This is a genomic window from Sulfurimonas sp. NW7, assembly GCF_051132265.1.
Classification (GTDB): Bacteria; Campylobacterota; Campylobacteria; order Campylobacterales; family Sulfurimonadaceae; genus Sulfurimonas; species Sulfurimonas hydrogeniphila.
Genome location: NZ_CP093235.1, coordinates 412,680 through 431,243, shown reverse-complemented (window position 1 = coordinate 431,243; position 18,564 = coordinate 412,680). Strand labels below are relative to the sequence as shown.

Annotated in this window: 17 protein-coding genes; 7 read left to right on the top strand and 10 right to left on the bottom strand. The window is 38.7% G+C overall.

Annotated elements, in window-relative coordinates:
- Positions 1–211: 211 nt before the first annotated feature.
- Together MLC35_RS02320 and MLC35_RS02315 are read right to left on the bottom strand one after the other, a co-directional pair.
- Positions 212–1,207 (bottom strand): AAA family ATPase, encoded by a 996-nt coding sequence (locus tag MLC35_RS02320; protein WP_434637627.1) that lies wholly within the window; start codon positions 1,205–1,207, stop codon positions 212–214.
- Positions 1,204–2,433: a hypothetical protein gene (locus MLC35_RS02315; RefSeq protein ID WP_434637625.1), complete on the bottom strand. Its 1,230-nt coding sequence runs from the start codon at positions 2,431–2,433 to the stop codon at positions 1,204–1,206. The genes MLC35_RS02320 and MLC35_RS02315 overlap by 4 nt, the downstream gene beginning before the upstream one ends.
- Positions 2,434–2,523: 90 nt before the next feature.
- Here MLC35_RS02315 and nhaA point away from each other — a divergent pair, with 90 nt between their 5' ends.
- Positions 2,524–3,852: a Na+/H+ antiporter NhaA gene (gene nhaA, locus MLC35_RS02310; RefSeq protein WP_151901033.1), complete on the top strand. Its 1,329-nt coding sequence runs from the start codon at positions 2,524–2,526 to the stop codon at positions 3,850–3,852.
- On the opposite strand, the gene MLC35_RS02305 is transcribed toward nhaA, so the two are convergent.
- From MLC35_RS02305 to MLC35_RS02295, 3 genes are read right to left on the bottom strand one after another with little or no spacing between them, the layout of a single operon-like run.
- Positions 3,845–5,125 (bottom strand): GGDEF domain-containing protein, encoded by a 1,281-nt coding sequence (locus MLC35_RS02305; RefSeq protein WP_434637623.1) that lies wholly within the window; start codon positions 5,123–5,125, stop codon positions 3,845–3,847. The two genes, nhaA and MLC35_RS02305, sit on opposite strands and share 8 nt — an antisense overlap.
- Positions 5,126–5,128: 3 nt before the next feature.
- On the bottom strand, positions 5,129–6,178 hold the full coding sequence (locus tag MLC35_RS02300; protein WP_434637621.1) for a dipeptide epimerase: 1,050 nt from the start codon (positions 6,176–6,178) through the stop codon (positions 5,129–5,131).
- The gene (locus MLC35_RS02295; protein WP_434637617.1) at positions 6,175–6,564 is read right to left on the bottom strand and encodes a hypothetical protein; all 390 of its coding nucleotides are present in this window, start codon (positions 6,562–6,564) and stop codon (positions 6,175–6,177) included. The genes MLC35_RS02300 and MLC35_RS02295 overlap by 4 nt, the downstream gene beginning before the upstream one ends.
- Positions 6,565–6,738: 174 nt before the next feature.
- On the opposite strand from MLC35_RS02295, the gene MLC35_RS02290 reads away from it, so the two are divergent.
- A complete protein-coding gene (locus tag MLC35_RS02290; RefSeq protein WP_434581087.1) occupies positions 6,739–7,056 on the top strand; it encodes a hypothetical protein in 318 nt (105 codons plus the stop codon).
- 159 nt (positions 7,057–7,215) lie between these two features.
- On the opposite strand, the gene MLC35_RS02285 is transcribed toward MLC35_RS02290, so the two are convergent.
- From MLC35_RS02285 to MLC35_RS02265, 5 genes are all read right to left on the bottom strand, one after another.
- Positions 7,216–7,554 (bottom strand): hypothetical protein, encoded by a 339-nt coding sequence (locus MLC35_RS02285; RefSeq protein WP_151901036.1) that lies wholly within the window; start codon positions 7,552–7,554, stop codon positions 7,216–7,218.
- A 75-nt stretch (positions 7,555–7,629) separates the two neighbouring features.
- Positions 7,630–10,506: a putative inorganic carbon transporter subunit DabA gene (locus tag MLC35_RS02280; protein ID WP_434637615.1), complete on the bottom strand. Its 2,877-nt coding sequence runs from the start codon at positions 10,504–10,506 to the stop codon at positions 7,630–7,632.
- Positions 10,503–11,234: a hypothetical protein gene (locus tag MLC35_RS02275; RefSeq protein ID WP_346389320.1), complete on the bottom strand. Its 732-nt coding sequence runs from the start codon at positions 11,232–11,234 to the stop codon at positions 10,503–10,505. Before MLC35_RS02275 ends, MLC35_RS02280 begins: the two co-directional genes overlap by 4 nt.
- Positions 11,231–12,841 (bottom strand): proton-conducting transporter transmembrane domain-containing protein, encoded by a 1,611-nt coding sequence (locus tag MLC35_RS02270; protein WP_151901039.1) that lies wholly within the window; start codon positions 12,839–12,841, stop codon positions 11,231–11,233. Before MLC35_RS02270 ends, MLC35_RS02275 begins: the two co-directional genes overlap by 4 nt.
- Before the next feature lie 28 nt (positions 12,842–12,869).
- Positions 12,870–13,265, bottom strand: a complete 396-nt coding sequence (locus tag MLC35_RS02265) for a P-II family nitrogen regulator (RefSeq protein WP_151901041.1) — start codon at positions 13,263–13,265, stop codon at positions 12,870–12,872.
- 725 nt (positions 13,266–13,990) lie between these two features.
- Between MLC35_RS02265 and MLC35_RS02260 the strand changes: the two genes are divergently transcribed.
- From MLC35_RS02260 to MLC35_RS02240, 5 genes are all read left to right on the top strand, one after another.
- Positions 13,991–14,560 carry a carbon monoxide dehydrogenase beta subunit family protein gene (locus tag MLC35_RS02260; protein ID WP_151901043.1) on the top strand — a complete coding sequence of 190 codons (570 nt, stop codon included), beginning with the start codon at positions 13,991–13,993 and terminating at the stop codon, positions 14,558–14,560.
- Between the two features lie 4 nt (positions 14,561–14,564).
- Positions 14,565–15,767, top strand: coding sequence for a transketolase C-terminal domain-containing protein (locus MLC35_RS02255; protein ID WP_346389318.1), 1,203 nt, complete (start codon positions 14,565–14,567; stop codon positions 15,765–15,767).
- 1 nt (position 15,768) lies between these two features.
- Positions 15,769–16,638: a thiamine pyrophosphate-dependent enzyme gene (locus tag MLC35_RS02250; RefSeq protein WP_346389317.1), complete on the top strand. Its 870-nt coding sequence runs from the start codon at positions 15,769–15,771 to the stop codon at positions 16,636–16,638.
- A complete protein-coding gene (locus MLC35_RS02245) occupies positions 16,638–17,339 on the top strand; it encodes a 2-oxoacid:acceptor oxidoreductase family protein (RefSeq protein WP_346389316.1) in 702 nt (233 codons plus the stop codon). The genes MLC35_RS02250 and MLC35_RS02245 overlap by 1 nt, the downstream gene beginning before the upstream one ends.
- 95 nt (positions 17,340–17,434) lie before the next feature.
- Complete coding sequence (locus MLC35_RS02240) at positions 17,435–18,427, top strand: GTP-binding protein (RefSeq protein ID WP_346389571.1); 993 nt, start codon at positions 17,435–17,437, stop codon at positions 18,425–18,427.
- The last annotated feature ends 137 nt before the right edge of the window (positions 18,428–18,564 follow it).

The window sequence follows — 18,564 nt, the reverse complement described above, 5'->3', positions numbered from 1 at the left end:
AGACTATTGCAACAGCCGGCACTAAAGTACCGGTTCCGAAGAGATGCTGTATTTTGGTAGCCAAACTGAAGTCCGCGTTCCGAAAAAACTACACATCCTCCCGGAATCGGTACTTCAGTGCCGACTGTTTGAACTTTCTTGTCATTCTCAGCCCGGACTAAAGTACGGATTCCGGGAAAAACACCCTTTGAGACCAGTGTGTTCGTGTCGGCTATTGCAACAGATAGGAAAACTTTTTTACCCACTCTTTAAAGACAGTTGAGCCTTCCATAGTGATGCCCGCTCGTTGTAAATCCTGTGCTATCATCACGGCAAATTCCCCTTTGAGCTTGAGCGTATATCGGAGTAAATTTTCCAATCGCTCATCGCTTGGATTTTGCAGATAGTGACTCACCAGTCCAGAGCTCAAAGCATACAAAACATCGACCTCATCACTGTAAACAAAATCATCTGCACTGAGTATCTTCCCAATATCGGGCAGCCTGTCCATCACTTTTAAAAAACTCAAAAATGAAACGGCAACATCCCGTCCTACCGCACCGCTCACTGTTTCCAAAAGCACAGATGCAGGCAGAGCACTTTGTAAAATACTCCCGACATATTCCCAGCTTCTGGGTGTTGCAAAACTTTTATGCTCTTTTTTTGCATCAAAGGTAAAGAGATGCTCGTTTTTGTAACTTATGTAGGCAATTATGCGACTGTCAAGTCCGGATTTGTATGCCCAGTTGCGCCAGTCATCCACACTCACTTCCAGTTCAAAATGCACAAAACGGTTTGCCAGAGGAGCCGGCATCCGGTAGGTCACGCCTCTGTCACCCTCACGGTTTCCCGCAGCAACTATAGCCCATCCCTCAGGCAACTCATATTCACCGACACGTCTGTCAAGTATCAACTGATACGCCGAAGACTGCACGGCAGGCGCTGCAGAGTTAAGCTCATCCAAAAACAAAATCCCCTGGCCTTCACTCGGTAAAAAAGCAGGCGGAGCCCAAAGTGCGGTGTGTGACTCTTTGTCATAAAAAGGGATGCCTTTTAAATCTGTCGGGTCCATCAAAGCCAAACGCAAATCAATAAAACCAAGCTTGTTTTTCTCTGCAATCTGTTTGACAATCGAAGACTTTCCAATTCCAGGTGCTCCCCACAGAAATGTGGGCACTTTTTGCAAGACCAGTGCCTGCAGAGCCTGTGTCAATTCTCCTGCTCTCATACTAACCATCCTATATTTTCACTTTGTATATGTTTTGAAAAGGTTTTGTTTGTTTTGACTGCCCGCTCAAAACGGCTCTCAAGCTGCAGTTGATATAAAATATCTACCGGAGTATTTTCATTTTTTGCCAAATTCAGAAGTATCTGTGCATCCCCGCATTTAAAAAGTTCTTCCAAAATATTTTGCGGTGTCGCATTGTTGCGACTCAGCGATTCACTGTAGTTTCCCTCTTTATAGGCAGACTTCAGAATATCTCTCGGCGTTGCACTGTTGGCATAAATTACTTGTCTGATTCTCTCATTATTTAGACAAAGCAGCTGTTTACATGTAATTACATGTAAGCACTTGTTTGCAGCCAAAGCAAAATGAATTGTCTCATCGTTACATGTAACAAGCTCCTGCTGCATAGCTTCATTTAAGGTCTCATTTGCCGCCAAAGCATTTTTGCACTCAGACAAAAGTGAGAACATCTCCTCATCGAGCCTGATATTCTGTGCTGCAATCTCGGCAAGTTTTTTATTTTTTATCAACTCACGGGCTATATTTTTATCCAGATTGACATTGTACGCCATCGCTTCTTTTGTTGCTTCATCCCCTTTTTTTAAAAACATTTTCAACACATTTGTGGGCGTTTTTTCATGCAGGGCAAGTGCTTTTATAATTTTGGGATGTTTTTTGCTCGGCTCCAAAAAAGCAATGGCTTCTAAAAGCTGTTCGTTTTTTGTTTGTACTATCAGATGATAAATTCCCGTTGTCGCATACTGTACATTATGGTTTCTCTCTATATTTTCATAAAACCTTGCTATTAAAGCAGCAGAGACATCACGATTGTCATCATTTTCGAAAAAATCTTCACCGCCAAAAGAGTACATTTTTAAGAGTTTAAAAAAAAGCGCATCTTCTATACAGCTGTTTTGCAAAAAACTTTTTAATCTTTTTTTGTCATTGGAGAGTTTGAGACTCATAAGCAGCGTATCGCTGTCAATCTCTTCTGCCAAAAGTTTTTCAAACAAATCTATATTCATAAACTCATATTTTTCTTCTTCATAAAGGGTATCACTCAGGTTTTGCTCATACGGACTCATCATGCGCCCCTCAACAACAAGAGTAACCGCATTGGTAACTTCTTTACACAGGGTAATATTATGAAACTTCAGCTGTGACACAAACTCATCTTCACTAAAAGCCCTGCTCTTTCCAAGCAGCAATATGGTCTTATTTTTCAAATTCTGTAAATTCATACACAAATTATACACATATTTCAACTTATTCTTATTTAGTGTTATAATTGATCTCTGATATTTAAGGAATGGCAAATGAAGTTATACGCACCGTGGGAAAAAGCTTTTGAAAAAATTTCCACTCCTTTGGAAAATTTCATTCATGCACAAACAACTACGGGACTTATTTTATTTTTTACAACTATTCTTGCTCTTATCCTTGCCAACTCACCTTTTTCCGGACTCTATTATGATATATTTCATACGCCCATATCTGTTTCTATAGGTTCATGGAAACTTTCACAGTCACTCAGCCATTGGATAAATGACGGACTGATGACCTTCTTTTTCTTTTTGATAGGACTTGAAATCAAACGGGAAATTCTCATCGGAGAACTCTCAAATATCAAAGTTGCCATTTTGCCTATTTTTGCAGCTGTCGGCGGTATGGTTTTTCCTGCACTCATATATATGAGCATCAATACAGACGGTCCCGGTGCAAACGGCTGGGGCATACCAATGGCCACAGACATAGCATTTGCCATCAGTGCCTTGGTGATTTTAGGACGCAGAATTTCTCCGGCACTTGTTACATTCCTGATTGCGCTTGCTATTGTAGATGATCTTGGGGCCGTTGTAGTTATTGCACTTTTTTACACCGAACAAATTCATATTCTCCCTCTTTTTCTGGCAGGTTTGTCATTTTTCATTATGGTGGCCTTTAACCGTTTTGGCATTCACATGCTTTTGCCCTATCTCATTGTAGGCATTTTTATGTGGCTGTTTATGCTCGAATCAGGTATCCATGCGACAATTGCCGGTGTTATTGCCGCTTTTGCAATTCCCTCCAAGCCCAGCTATACTCCTTTGGATTTTACAACACATACAAAAAATCTGCTTGACGAATATGACAACTATCCCATTGCCACCGATCACACAATGCATGAAAAACAAAGAGCCCTTTTGCAAAACCTCAAAGACAGAATTGACTTGGTAAGTTCTCCTGCTCTGAGGCTTGAGCATGCGCTTCATCTTCCCATAGGACTCTTTGTCATTCCTCTTTTTGCACTTGCAAATGCCGGTGTCAGTTTGGATTTTACATCATTTAGTCAAAGTCTAGCCAATCCTGTCTCCCTGGGTATAGTATCTGGGCTTCTGCTGGGCAAGGTCATTGGTATATTCGGGGTTTCTTACCTGAGTGTGAAGCTCGGCATTGCCAGACTGCCGCATAACAGCAGCATGAGTCAGCTGTTTGGTGTTGCCATTTTGGGCGGTATTGGTTTTACGATGAGTATTTTTGTCGCTGATTTGGCCTTTGCAGGCAACAGCACACTGATTTTTCAGGCAAAAACAGGAATACTGCTGGCCTCATTGCTTGCAGGTTTTTTGGGCTTTGTCTGGCTGAGATTTGTTGTCTCTAAATAGCCTCAATCGTGTTTCTTCCGTTCTCTTTGGCACAGTAAAGCATCTTATCCACAATCATTACATATTCGTCAAGCAGGGTATGCCTGTATACTTTATCAGGCTTAATCCACATAGCCCCCATGCTTACAGTGGCCTGTAACTTTTGTCCATCCGATTCAAGTACCGCGGCTTCAAAAGCCTGGCGTATCTTTTCCAATACTTTGAAACCTGCCTCTTTTTGTATGGCTGAGAGAATTATCATAAACTCTTCGCCTCCGTATCGGATGACAATATCAGAAGTTCTGATATGTTTTTTCACAATTGCAACAAAAAAATGCAACATTTTATCTCCGGCGACATGCCCGTAGGTATCATTTATATTTTTAAAATAATCCAAATCACACATTGCAAGAACAAAAGAGTTCCCTGTGGCATAAGAGAGTTCGTATTGGGTTTTAAATATCAGTTCCAGGGAATTTCGATTGAGCGCACCTGTCAGATTGTCCTTGGTCATTTTTTTATTCATCTCGATATTGTCAATAAGTGCCAACTCTGTACCGATGCTCAAAGAGATAAGCTCACATTTTTCCAAATAGGAGATAAGTACATGATACTCCGATGTTTTTAAATTTACAAATATTTTCTTTGCAAACATATGCAAATCATTATGCAACCGTGTCAGAGCCTTGAGCTTTGAATTGTTTTGGATGATTTTTTTTGCACTGTTGTGCAGCCAGTGTCCAAATTCACACTGCATCCCGTCAAGTTCGGGAAAATCATTTTTGTCAAAACTGTTAATATGTTTTGCCAAATCATTCAGCCAGTTTAAATGCGCTTCATAATGTTTTATGATAATGTCTTTGTCCAAAAGATCAGATAAAGAACTGAGCCGATTATTATTGACCGTATAAATCTCCTGTGTATATCTCGAGAGATAGATATAGGCAACACCATTGTTTATCTCTTTAAACAGGGATATGAGATTCAAAATTTTATTACTCTCAATATTTTGCGCAATTCTGGATAACAAAAGGTTTTTCAGCCCGTATATTTCGTTGGTCATAATAATGTAGGGAACATTCATCGAAATTTTATACATTGCCAGCTCTTTGTAGAGAGTATTTATATCATTCGAAGTGAATGACTGATGAAATAAATTAATAATTCGCAGATAAAACTTTTTTATCACCTGCTCACAGGCATATGATTCTATACAGGTTAAATATCTGTCTCTGAGTTCGGTATAAATCAGCTCCGAATCACCCTCTAAAACCCCGGAAAAATCATATTTCATTTCTCAACCTTTATAAATGTTCGAACCTGCAAGACTCTGTATTGTGTTGCGTATTATACCAAATTCTCCAAAAATCTCAGGCGTATCTTTATACAATAAAGGAGAGTCCAAGTCTACATACTTTACAACATCTCTGTATGCAAAGGCAAGACAAAGAGCCGCATGTATAGAGACAGGTCCCTCCAGCATAGACCCCAGCATACACTCTATGTTGTTGGATCTGGCATATTCCAAAATCTCCTGTGCCCTGCTCACACCGCCGCACTTCATCAGTTTGACATTTATCATATTTGCACAGCCCTCTTCATACACTTTTTTTACATCTTCAAGAGTAAATACCGCTTCATCCGCAAGAATGGGAACAGTGCTTTTTTGGGTTATTGTTTTGAGGCTCTGTAAATCATCTGCAACTACAGGCTGTTCAATCAGGCTTACATGTAATCCCGCTACCGCCTCAACATAGTACAGTGACTGTTCAAGATTCCACGCCTGGTTGGCATCTATGAGCACCTCTGCATCTACAAGCGTTTCACTAATCATTTTTGTAACTGCAACAGCATGCTCCAGATCACTGCCAAGCTTTACTTTTAAAATATGAAATCCATTGTCAAAAGCTTTTTTCGCATCTGAGAGCATTATGTCTGCATCATTGAGACTGACAGTAATATCGGTAAAAATCGGAGAAAAATCTTTTGTACCGAGATACTGTAACAGTGTCTGATTATTCTGTTGTGCCAGCAAAGAGACAACTGCCATATCAAGAGCGGCTTTTGCACTCGAACCCATTGTACTGCCATGGATTACATGTAAAGCCTCACCCGGCGTCAGGCCAAGCAAGGCATCTTGCAACCCGCCAATCGCATTTGCAATGCTTTGCAGGTCTTCTCCTGTCACTGCTTTGGTGGCAGGCGCTTCACCATAAGCGAACAGACCATTGTCACATGTAATCTTTAGCCGTATAAATTCAACATTTTCCACCCGTCGCAGCGCGGTAACAAAAGGGGTCTTCAGTGCTCTTTTCTTTATCTGTCTTTCTATCTTCTGTATTTTCACACTGAGGCCATATAGATAAAAAACGGATAAAGCAAAAGTCCCACATACGGCAAATACGGTCCTATGGGAGTCAGCAATACCTGGGCAAACTCTTTTGATATCTCTTTTTTTATAAAAACCTGATCAATCATAATAATTTTACTTACAATATCAGCAGTTTTAAAAGAGAGTAATGCCAAAGCATAGGGATTATAGTGGGTATAAAACAAAAACCAGACGGCAAAATAAAAGGTCGGGTGCATAATCAGAAAAAGAAGAACATTTTTATGATAATAGCGGTACATCCGTGCCAACATGTCCATAAGTGTCCCAGCCTTTTGCCACTGCACTTCATAAAACTCCAAAAGCATATACAGCACAATAAAGACAATAAGATAATCCTGCATCAAATTTCACTCACTTTTTTTGTAAGTATAGCAAAAGACTGTAAAAGTAATTTTACCTGTTTGCTATTCAGCTTTTCTTTATCTACTATCATATATTATACAAATTCAAAAATAAAAACAAATATATTTAATAATTTTTGTTTTTATTATTTTATCACAATAAAAGGATTATATATGACAAAAAAAATTGGTTTAGCCTTAACAGCGATAACACTGACAATGGGATTTAGTGGATGTGCACATAAAATGATTGCAACTCCTGCAAATATGGTTTATGATGGAAATCAAGTAGATTATTCAAAAATTGACACGTTAAAAAAATCAACCTTATGCTATAAATTAGGAGATGCAGATAAAGACACAAGTATTATTACTGCAGCAAGAAATGCTCAAATTTCAAAAATAAAACATATTGATACAGAATTTAAATATAAAACATTTTTACTGTGGGATTATGACCGACAATCCTGTATTACAGTTTACGGAGAGTAAGAAAGCTTTCAAAAAATTTGACGTTTGCTTGGAACCCGGGGTTTAACCCAGCCCTTAGTCTTCAAAGGCACAAAGCCGGTACTTCAGTGCCGGCTGAGAGTGGCAGGACTATTGCAACAGCCGGCACTGAAGTACCGGTTCCAAAAAAGATGCCTGGCTTTAAAAATCAGAACTTGGAGTGCTGCAGTTTTCTTTTCCGTTTGGTGTGCTTTCACTTGCGTCAAATCCGATGGTTACACCGCTTCTTTGCACCAGGTCTCTTGCATCCTCGATATCTTCATCTTCGTCTTCCACAGGTCTTACAGTACTGTGAATGATGATTTTGTCACCGTAATCTACAGCCTGAAAAAAGTGTTTCATGCAAAACTCTTGATTCATACGACACTCTAACACTCTTGCCTTGTTGATCATGTCTTCTCTTGAATCAAATGTCATATTGTTTTCAAACCCGCTTTTTTTAAAGCAACTGCATTCTTTGTCAATTTCTATTGTATACATTAATATTTCCTTTGTATAGAGTAATCTCTGTTTATATCACTTTGCGCTTAAAAGTATGGTTAAGAAAACATACTATTAAAACTCTTTTATAACTTTAAAATCACCTGATTCATACGAATATACCTTCTTCGCTTTTTTGTCAATGATAACAGGTCGTATCCACTCATTTAAAATAAACTCTTTGGCCACCGAATTTTCAACCGCCTTGCCCACTGCTTCCAAAGGAGCTTCCATATACGTAAGCAATCTGACAGGTTCATGGTAGGCTTTACCCTCCAGCATAACAGATTGCGTAGGAAGTCCTATTTTAAGGTCACCGTAATTACCGTTAAAAACCCCGACTTTGGCAACAATATTGTGGTAGACTTTGGAACCTGCCCCATAAACGGCATTGTCTACTGTAGAAAAATAGTGTTCCATGTTGATCCACTCGCCTACAATAAGAGGTCCGTTGAAAATTTTTGTCAGAATATCCGCATTTTCATTATCCAAAGAAGCCTCATACGAGTGCATAAAGAGTCTGTTTTTAAATGCCATATGTTTTATAGAACTTCTTGGACCGGCAAAAACACCCATATTTCCTGCCAATCCCCACTCCGGCCTTGGTTCTGACCAGTCCATTGATTTTACAATGATATCTTCCTGGGTATTTGTATACGGCAACTGGGTGATTCTCTCCTGGCGCGAAATTTTTGAAGCTTCTTCAAAATCCTTCATAACTTTTGTAAATTTTGTCATCTCTTCTTGCGTTAGGATGTCTGTATCATAAAACTTTATCTCATCTGTACTCGTTACATGTAAAGCCGGCATAAATTTAACATCATCAGGAATGACAATACCTTTTTTGGCTATGGCCTCTCTTACATCTTGCGAGTTGGCTATCATACAAAGAGCTCTGTTGTTTGGCAAACTGCTGCTCCCGCCACATGCGCCACAGTCAAGTGCCGACTCAAACGGATTGTTGTCCGAAACACTTTGGTGTCCACAGAGAATGACGAACTCGGCAAAATTATCCACCTGGCCTATCATCATCAAAAAGCTGTAGAGGTATTGCACTTTCTCTTCAAGAGTAAATCCGACCATTTTGAGTTTGTTCTTCTGATACTCATAATCTTTTCGTGTTATTTTATACTTTGTGCGCAGTTTTTCCAGCAACTCTTTTGGAATATCCAGTGACAACTCTTCTTCAAAAACCAAATGATTGCGAATGGACTGAATCTCTTCTGCCGTATACTCCTGCGATGCACTGTTTTTCAAAGCTTCTGCAATCACATATCTGTGCATTTTATTGACATACATTTCTATCTCTTGATCTGAGAGTTTGTCCAGAGTATATGTGGTTTTAGGTTTTTGTGCCTTAAAGCCGGACAAAAACCTGTTTGTTTTTCTTGGAGAAAATGTTTTTCCAAAAAGGTTTATTCCGAAGATCCAGCCGATTGCCTCTACCATTATATAAGGAGTATAAGGATTGTTTTTCAGATCACTTAAAACTTTTTTCGTAGTTTTGTTCATAATTTTTTTCGAACTGTACTCTTCATGCGCTTCTTTTGGCAGTTCAAATATAATATTGCCGGGTTTTACCACCGCCGGACATAAAAACTGTTCATGCGCCTTGTCAAACTCCACAAAGGCAATAGGAAAACCCAAAAAACCTCCTGCCCCGTATGTTACATAACTGCCTCTGCTCTCAAGAGACCTTCTCATCAGTTCCGAACGTACGTCCAGACAAAATGTGGCAGAAGCCAGAGGTCTCTGCCCATTAACTGTTTGAGTCAGTTTCATCTCATCAATAAAAGCATGAATATAGCTGTCTTCAAGAGACTTCAGCCAGATATATCCCTCATGGGAGCGTAATGTCTCCATGATTTTTGCCAACTCTGTCAAGGCAATCTCTTTATTGTTCAGCTGGGCACTTGAGAGGTGCACCTGCTTGGCATCAAGTTTCAGTTCATCCTGCACATAATTTTCCAAAATCTGCTCATAATTTTGATGCTCCTGTATAGCATCTATATATTTGCCGGGCAGATCCCCTTTTGCCTGCAGTATTTTCAAAATGACGCAGGCACTGTTTTTTTGCACAAAAGAGTCCAGCAGTTCAAAGTTCTTGATTTGTCTGTGCTGAAGGTAGGCAAGTTCAAAATAGAGTCTGATAGCCATATAGTCCATCAGTGATGACGGATACTCCTGCTGTGAAAAATAGTCAGGATCCTCGGAACGGTACTTTATAAATCCGGCCCATCCGTGCAGTTTTAAAATATGCGCCAGTAGATACTGCTCAACATTTTTCACTTTCAGCTTTTGAAGGGTCTCATTTACAAAAGATTCGGAATCCTTCGCATAGTCAAAGTTTTCATACAGTTTGAATGTTTCAAACATTCCCAGTTCTCTGTTTGGCATAGTGATGGTTGTCTGTTCTTCATCCAAAAACCTGGTGATATACTCAATAATATCTTTTTCTATCATCTCTTTGTCATCACGATCAAAAAGAATATCATTGATCTCATAGAGTGTCATATGCTTTGTCAGTTTTTCTATCCACTTTTCTTTATTGTGATAGAAAAACTTTTCATCAAGATATGCCAACAGATCTTCATCAATTTCATGTTCGTTTAAATCTGCAGTACTTCTAAGACTGTTCCATTTCGGATTGACTTCTATCAGACATTTTTTTGCCAGATCATAATGTTCTTGCAATCCGTCACTTTTGAGTATCTCTTTTAAGTTTGCTTCGAGCAAATCAGAATTGATTTTGCCTTCTTTGTAAAGATTCAGATAATACGACGGCTGCATGTAAACATTCCCGCCAAAGATACTCTGCGCCTTGGCCACTCCCTCTTTAAAATGGAGATGTTCAAAACCTTTTAAAGGGTTGTGATGAATAAATGCACCGATTGGCCAGTAATGGGGTACCGTTGATTTGACAGCATCAAGTTTTTGCATGATTGTACTCATAAAAGCAGCTCCTTCAGTCCATATATACTCAGTCCGAGTAAGACTGTAACAACAGATAAATGCAACAGTTTTTCTCTAAAAGTTAAATCCACATAGTGAATATTTAAATTCGGCTTTCCAAAAAGTGACTTTTCCATAACTCTCATAGCCAAGAAAAAGTTTCCTATAAAAAGCGTTATAACAACTATAGACCAAAGCCCAAACGGTTCCCCCGTAAAGAGATAATTCAAAAAAAAGAGCGAATTGGGAAAGGGAGGATAGAGAGCTATACAAAGCAGATACACAGTGATATAGATGCTCAGATAAGGTGTGGCAAGTGTTATACCTCTTACGGCAAGATAATTTGCACTGCCGTAATTTTTTTCATAAAACCTTCCTATAAAATAGATCCCAAGAAGAGAAACCAGCAAAGAGAGACTGTAAAAGGCTCCCTTGTCTTCAAAAAGCATAAAAAACGGAGCATTTATAAAAACAAAATAGTATCCGAGTTTATAAAAATTTGTTGTTTTTGTAGCCCTGTATATAGTATACAATGCACTGAAAAAAGATATCATGACAAGTGAAGTCGGATGTTCATTTACTATAAAAAAAGAGAGAACAATTGCACATAAAAGCAAAAATCCGCTCAATAAAAAGATACCTTTACTGCCAATCTTCTTGCTTTTTTCCAGGAAAATATAATAAGGAAATCCTGCAGCCAATACAAATAATAAAATACTAGATATCATAGTCTCCCTTTTTTAGAACGCTTAAATATTTCAAAATAGAACCCTTCTTTTGCCAGCAGTTTGTAAAAAAGCCACTTCATTTTATTTGGTTTTATGTCGGCATTCGGAATTTCCACAAAATGCTGTTTATACATAAAGAGCCAGCCAATGGTCATAATGACAGCCAGCATAACCATGGAACTTGCCATCGTCACATTCAGTGTTGCCGCTTTGTAAAAGAGTAAGGCATCCTCACCATATAAAAAATGCTCAAGTGTCAGACCGATAAACTCATAGGTAAACAAAATCAGAACAAATGTACTGACAAGTGCCAGAATGACTTGTATCGAGTCAGATTTTGACACTTTAAAGAATGACAGGAAAAGCTGAGTTCCTGTCAACCAGGCAAAGGCCAGTATAACAATAGCCGCATTAAATTCAAAGAACTCTTCGCTCAATACCATTTTCACACCTATAAAAGCCAGAACAGGCAAAATGGTAAAAATTGCAATAAGATAAAAGAGTCTGTTGCTCCTGTTGCCTGTTTTATCCTCCCAAAATACTTTATAGGAGAGGCGTTCGGGTATATTAGGATCATGTCGGGCATATTTGATCAAAGCGCCTGATTCCAGGAAAAGTGTTGCCTTGAATATACCATGCACAATAAGATGATAGATGGCAAGTGAAAATGCACCCAAACCGATTTCCATGATCATATACCCCATCTGTCCTACGGTAGAGTATCCAAGAGAACGCTTGATATCTGAGACTACCAGCATTAAAGCCGATGCAAATATTGCCGTAAAAAGGCCTACGCCAAAAGCAATATTAAGCACACCCGGAGTCAGCATCAACAGGTAAGCAAGCTTATTGAGCAGTATACCGCCAACATTGACAACACCGGCATGCATCAATCCCGATACAGGAGTTGGTGCTTCTGAAGTGTAAGGCAGCCAGATATGAAACGGCACTATTGCCGATTTCATCATCGCGGCAATCAAGAAAAGCAGTCCTATAACAAAGATCACAGGATCTTCAACCGGACCCTTGGACATAAGAAGCCACTTTTCGCTCAATGTTGCAAGGTCCAGACTCTGAAATGTTTTATAGGTCAGTATCACGGCCAGTAAAAAAACCAGATCGGCACCTTTATGTATGTACATAGTCCATCTTGCATTTTTTACAGCTGTTTTTGAACCGACATTAAATGAAACAAGCAAATACAGACCGATACTCATCAGTTGCCATGCCAGAGCCAAAACAATCAGATTGTTACTCATAACCAGTAAATATATTGACGCAAAAATAAAGTTCAAAAGAATGAAAAATCTTTTATACCCTGCTTCGTCCCACATGTATTTCGTAGCATATTTACGAATGACAAGACCAAGAATTGCAACATAGGGTACCAAAACAGCTGAAAGCTGATTATATATAAGCAATCCGCCAAATCCCGTGATTTGTGTATCATTACTTATGACATAATACGCTCCGTACAGTCCGAGCAAGGCTATCATACTCGACAAAATAAGACTGATTTTCGGAATAAACTCTTTTTTCTTCACAAAAATCAGCAAAAATGCTATTACAATAGGAATACCCGGAATGAGCAGTATAATTTTTTCCATTAAAACTCCTGTTTTCTAATGCAGATATTTAGCTCGCCGGTGTATCAATAGCACTAAAAGCATCTAAATCAATATCATTCGATCTTTTTTTGTTTTTCACTATAGTCTTTTGCAGAGCATCCAAATCTCTTTCACCTGTACGGATACGTTCAACCTCCAACACAGGCACGACCCAGATTTTTCCTGCACCGTGATCTATATCCTGTGCATTTGCACGAATAGCCTCCATTGCTTTGTCTTTATATATCTTGTTGGGAACTATAACAATAACCATTACCTTTTCTGTCAATTCGGTTTCTGTACCGTCCCAGCAACCTTTTCCTAATACTCTTGTTACAGTAACACCCTGTATTCCCTCATCTTCTAAGCCATGCAACACATCATTAAGTGCTGACGGATCTATAATACTATTAACCTGAACCATATGGAACCCCTTTTTGTTTATATGGCAGCAATTTAAACATTATAACTTTTAAGCTCGGCTAAAAATAGAATCAGTCACAGATTACTACAGCTAATATTTAGGTTAAATCTCACTATACAGCCATTTGAGATAATCTGGCTATCCTAAGTGCTACATATTGTAACACCAATATATCCTCATTGCTTCAAAAAGTAGCATAAGACCCGGCAAAACAACTTATTTGTGCAGGTTTATTGTTTTACAAAAAATATTTATCTCATAAATTAAAGAGAATTTAAAGGACTTTCCAAGTAAACTCCCAACTGAAAACATAAAATGTTGCTGATAAAAAGTATATTTCTATATTTTTTGATGCCGCAAAATTGATAAAGATACTTAGAATTGATTGAATTTTCAATAGACTGGTATTTTATGTTTAAGTCATTTATAGGAGAAAAAATGTATTATGTAGCAAAAGTTAATGCTGACATGTGTGCAGAGTACAAGTGTAATACATGTACTCTGTATTGCCCGGAAGCAAATACACTCATGTTCGATAAAAGCGGAAATACATCTTGGGTTGATGTAGACAGATGTAAAGGGTGTGCATTATGTGTATACGTATGTACTGATATGCTCAATCGTGATTGTATTACGATGGAAATGCCTAACGTTGAAGCAGTCTAAGTCTAAGTTTTAGATTTAAGTAAAAAATAGAGTAAAATAAAAAAATCATAGGAGAACTTATGGCAAACCAAGGTCCTGCGTATTATTCACCATATCCTGCGGCTACGTATGAAGGTGTAATAACACCACCAGAAGGAAAAGCACTTTTATTAGAAGATGTGGTAGATGAAGAAACGGCAATGAGAGAAATTGCAAAACAGATGTTGACAAAAGAAAATGCAACAATTTTCCCCGGTCCACAAGTACTTTACGCATGGAGCGATGAAGCAAAAAGAAAAGCAACTCTTATCAAAGAGATGGCAGAAGTTCTGAATGCGAACATGATTCCAATGTATGACTACAGACCAAAATATCCAAAAATTGATGCTGAAGTTGAGATCAATCCAAATCATCCAAACTTGACGATTTGGGAAAACAAAATCAAAGCAGCAATTTTTATCGGTGTTCACTGTCATTATGCAAATGTTGCATTAAAGATTGTTAGAGCAGAAACAGACTGTTACACTATAGCAATGTGTGCTTTATCCGGACATGAAGATGCAATGGCTACTATTAGAGACCAACATGCTTCTGATCTTGAAAAGTTCATCAAAATAGCTAAAGAAGTTAAATCAGAGTTGGGAGTATAAAACAATGAGTAAACGAAGTGATATGACAAACACACACAACTGGTCTGGACAAAAATTAGTTTCAACAGACTATTTGCTTTTCGAAGCTCCTAGAGAGAAACACTTCATGACTGGTTCTGAAGTTTTAAAAGAAGCAATGAAAAGATGTACGGTAGATGCCTCGGTATCCTACCCAATTACACCGCAGTCAGAAGCAGCACACCTTATCGGTGAATTATGGGCTGAAGGGTATGTCGGTACTTATTTTAGAGGGGAAAACGAATTTGGTGTAATGTCTGAAGTTGCAGGCTGTGCAATGGCAGGCGCCAGAACAGTGACAACAACTTCCGGACCGGGAACACTCAGAGCGATGGAAAACTTTCCTCAGTGGTCTGGAACAAGAATCCCCTGTCAACTGGTTTTAATGGCCCGTGGTATTAACTCGCCACTGACTATTCAACCTGACAACCTGGAAGTTTCTTTTATGCTTGAAACCGGATGTATGATTTGGTATGCTGAAAATGTTCAAGAACTTTTCGATATGTCAATTGCAGCATTTACAGTAGCTGAAAAGCCTGATGTACATGTTCCGATTATTACAGTTGTTGACGGTTTCTTTGTATCACACACAAGAGAGGCAGTTATGCTTCCGGCTGATGATATAGCATTAGAGCCGTATGATCCGTACAGAGCTCCGTTGCCTCCGATTGATTCTGAAACACCTCCGGGACGTTTCTTAAGAGATCCATTTGTAATGAAGTCTAACTATATTTCGTATGCAACACACGCTTCTTGGCAGTGGGAAGTACGATCAGCGGTAGAGCGTTCACGCCCTTATGCAGAGCATTACTTGAAAGGTCTTATTCACATTACCGGTGAAGATGATGCAGAAATTGCATTCGTAACATGCGGAACGGCATCAAACCAGGCAAAAGAAGCACACAGAGAGCTTATGAAACTTGGTATCAAAACAAAAGTTATCAAGCTAAGAACAATCAGACCTTTCCCTGCGAAAGAACTTCTTGCAGCTGTTGAAGGTATCAAACACATATTTGTACCTGAATTCAATGTTGTCGGATGGCTGGAAAAAGAAGTAAGAAAAGAACTCTACAACAAGTGTGAAGCAGACATTATCGGCGGACCGAGAGTTGCTGGCGGTATGAGTATGCCTGCTGAAGCAATTATTGCGGAAGTAATGGAAAAAATCAACCCGGGAAAAGGAGCATAAGATGGCATTAGATATCTATAAAATAAATCCAGAATTTCGTGATATTATGCCTCAAGAGATTATAGATCTTGAGGAAAAAGCTACATGGTCAGTCAAAATGGACAAACCGCGTGGTATCAAAGAACTTCCTGACACAAAAGAGTTGCTTGAAGAGCATTCACTCTGTGCCGGTTGTCCTGAAGCGGCTGCTCTGAGATATGTATTATCTGCACTGCCAAAACCGGAAGATACTATTATTGTAAACTCTACGGGTTGTACATCTTTAATGTTCCCGCATATCGCGCTTCATACTGTGCACTCACTTTTTGGTAACCAAAATGCGGTTGCATCAGGAATCAAAAGAGTGCTTGACTGGAGATTTCCGGATATTGAGAAAGATGTTGTTGTTTTAGCCGGAGACGGTGCTACTGTTGATATCGGTCTTGACTATACACTTCAGTCTTTCTTTAGACAGGAAAATATCACTACAATCTGTTTTGATAATGAAGTCTATGCAAATACCGGAGGACAGGAGTCTGGTGCTACAGCCAAAGGACAGGTCTTTAAAATGGCGCCTCTTGGTAAAAAGTTTGACAAAGTTCCTATGTGGGAATTGGCAACGACTTCAGGATGTCACTACTCTGTAAACATGACAGCTTCTGCTCCAAAAGCAGTTGCCAAAGCAGTCAGAGAAGCGATCTTGGTTGCAAGAGAAATCGGACCGACTTTCCTTAATATTTACACACCGTGTATTCTTGAAATCGGTTTAAGTGCAAATGAAGGCCTTGGTGAGATGAAAGATCAGGATAAAGACAGATTTGCATCTTACAAACATGTTTCACCAGAAGCAGAAGAATTTTTGAAAAAATGTAAAGAAGAAGGGCGTATATAATGGCAAAAGATTCAATAAAAATCAGAATGCCTGGCCTTGGCGGCCAAGGCGCGGTAACAGCAGCACACATTGCTGCTACAGCTGCAGATACAGAAGGTTACTATGCTGTATCAAATCCGTTTTTTGGTGCTGAAAAGAGAATGGCGCCATCTGAAAGTTATGCAAGAATAGGGACAGTGCCTATTTATGACAGAGGGGAAGTTATTTACCCTGATATCATTATGATTTTTCACCCGCAGGTTATTACTATGGGTAAATCATACACAATGCCTTTTTATGCCGGTATCAAAGAAAACGGCCTTGTAATCATCAACAGTGACAGAGATCTTTTGACTGATGATGATAAAAAAACATTGAGTGATTTGAATGTAAAAGTGCTTACAAAAGACTTTACTCAGTTTGCTATTGATATGGCAGGAACTGAACTTGCAACAAACATGGCAATGCTGGGTGCACTTTTTGGAGCTTTGGGCACTGTAAGCAAGCCGGCTATTGAAGAGGGAATCAAAGACAGATTCCTGAAAAAATATACAGCTTCCGGCGGTACGGCTACACTTGACTCGGTTATTGAGAAAAAGTTCAAGAAAAAGAAAGAACTTATTCAAAAAAATCTTGATACTGCTTCAGCAGCATTTGACTTGACAGTTGATTGGTGTAAAGAAGTCGGATTTGAACAGATTTTAGAATCTCCAAAAAAATAGTCATAATGTAACTACTGTTATTCAACACAGTAGTTACTTTTTCCAAAATATACTATAATACTCCAGAACAATTTGTTCTATACAAACATAATTCCATATCATTAAAGGAAGATCCCATCATACAGTCATTTATAATTACAGGATTTTTAGGTGTTGGTAAAACTACCATGCTTACAAATACTGTCAAAAAATATTTTAAAGATAAGAAAATAGCAATAGTTGTCAATGAATTTGGTGATGTAGGAGTTGACAGTAAAATTCTTACAAATGTACACAGTGAGGTACTTGAAATTTCCGAAGGGTGCATTTGCTGTAAATTGGCACAGGAATTTGAAAGCGGTGTGAGTGAAATTATCAGCAAATACAGTCCTGACATAATTTTTGTAGAAACCTCCGGTGCATCAGAACCTTTTCCGATTTTCCTCTCTTTGCAGAACCTCGGTATATCAATAGAGGGCATTATATGTGTTGTCGATACAAAAAACTTTGATACATACAAAGAGAACTCTACCGCAAAGTATCAGTTGGGCGGTTCAAACATTATCATACTCAATAAAGTCGATTTGGTAACACCTGCACAGCTTGAAGAAGTAAAAAAAGAGGTTATACAGATTAAAGAAGAGTATAACATTAAAAACAATCTCACAGGAGAGACAGTATTTAACAACTATATGATTCATTATGCCCAGCAGGGTCTGGTAAACAAAGAGGTATTTGAAGGCGTTTATAAAATAGATGAAGTCATCGGCCTGGCAAAAGACTACAAGCATCTTGATCATACCGGCAAAGACTCTATCACCCAAAAAGTAGCCTATCTCAAAGACAATGTGGCATTTAATGATATAGACCAGCTCCTCAGTGCCCTTCCTAAGAGCATCTACAGGACAAAAGGTATTGTAAAAGTGACTGATGTCGCCAATCCTATATTTATCAATTACTCCTTTGGTGATGCCAGCTATGAAGAGTTACCGGAGTATAAAGAAAAATCACTCTTAATCTTTATCGGTGAGAGCATAGAAGATGATATAAAACTACTCAGTCAAAAATTTCCTTTTTTGGTTCTTCCCCAATTCAGTATAAATAAGTAATTTATACTGTGTAAATTCTACACACCTTTCTTTATGCTTTCTCTCCTAACTCCCTGCAGATACTAAAATTCTAATAGCGTCTACAGGGGAAATAGGCGAAAAAGTTACAGAATTTTTCCAAAAAATTAATCTTGATA

Bases quoted from the DNA above. Each gene is read 5' to 3' on its own strand.
- MLC35_RS02320 (WP_434637627.1), bottom strand. From the start codon at position 1,207: ATGAGAGCAGGAGAATTGACACAGGCTCTGCAGGCACTGGTCTTGCAA.
- nhaA (WP_151901033.1), top strand. From the start codon at position 2,524: ATGAAGTTATACGCACCGTGGGAAAAAGCTTTTGAAAAAATTTCCACT.
- MLC35_RS02305 (WP_434637623.1), bottom strand. From the start codon at position 5,125: ATGAAATATGATTTTTCCGGGGTTTTAGAGGGTGATTCGGAGCTGATT.
- MLC35_RS02295 (WP_434637617.1), bottom strand. From the start codon at position 6,564: ATGCAGGATTATCTTATTGTCTTTATTGTGCTGTATATGCTTTTGGAG.
- MLC35_RS02290 (WP_434581087.1), top strand. From the start codon at position 6,739: ATGACAAAAAAAATTGGTTTAGCCTTAACAGCGATAACACTGACAATG.
- MLC35_RS02285 (WP_151901036.1), bottom strand. From the start codon at position 7,554: ATGTATACAATAGAAATTGACAAAGAATGCAGTTGCTTTAAAAAAAGC.
- MLC35_RS02280 (WP_434637615.1), bottom strand. From the start codon at position 10,506: ATGAGTACAATCATGCAAAAACTTGATGCTGTCAAATCAACGGTACCC.
- MLC35_RS02275 (WP_346389320.1), bottom strand. From the start codon at position 11,234: ATGATATCTAGTATTTTATTATTTGTATTGGCTGCAGGATTTCCTTAT.
- MLC35_RS02270 (WP_151901039.1), bottom strand. From the start codon at position 12,841: ATGGAAAAAATTATACTGCTCATTCCGGGTATTCCTATTGTAATAGCA.
- MLC35_RS02265 (WP_151901041.1), bottom strand. From the start codon at position 13,265: ATGGTTCAGGTTAATAGTATTATAGATCCGTCAGCACTTAATGATGTG.
- MLC35_RS02260 (WP_151901043.1), top strand. From the start codon at position 13,991: ATGGCAAACCAAGGTCCTGCGTATTATTCACCATATCCTGCGGCTACG.
- MLC35_RS02255 (WP_346389318.1), top strand. From the start codon at position 14,565: ATGAGTAAACGAAGTGATATGACAAACACACACAACTGGTCTGGACAA.
- MLC35_RS02250 (WP_346389317.1), top strand. From the start codon at position 15,769: ATGGCATTAGATATCTATAAAATAAATCCAGAATTTCGTGATATTATG.
- MLC35_RS02245 (WP_346389316.1), top strand. From the start codon at position 16,638: ATGGCAAAAGATTCAATAAAAATCAGAATGCCTGGCCTTGGCGGCCAA.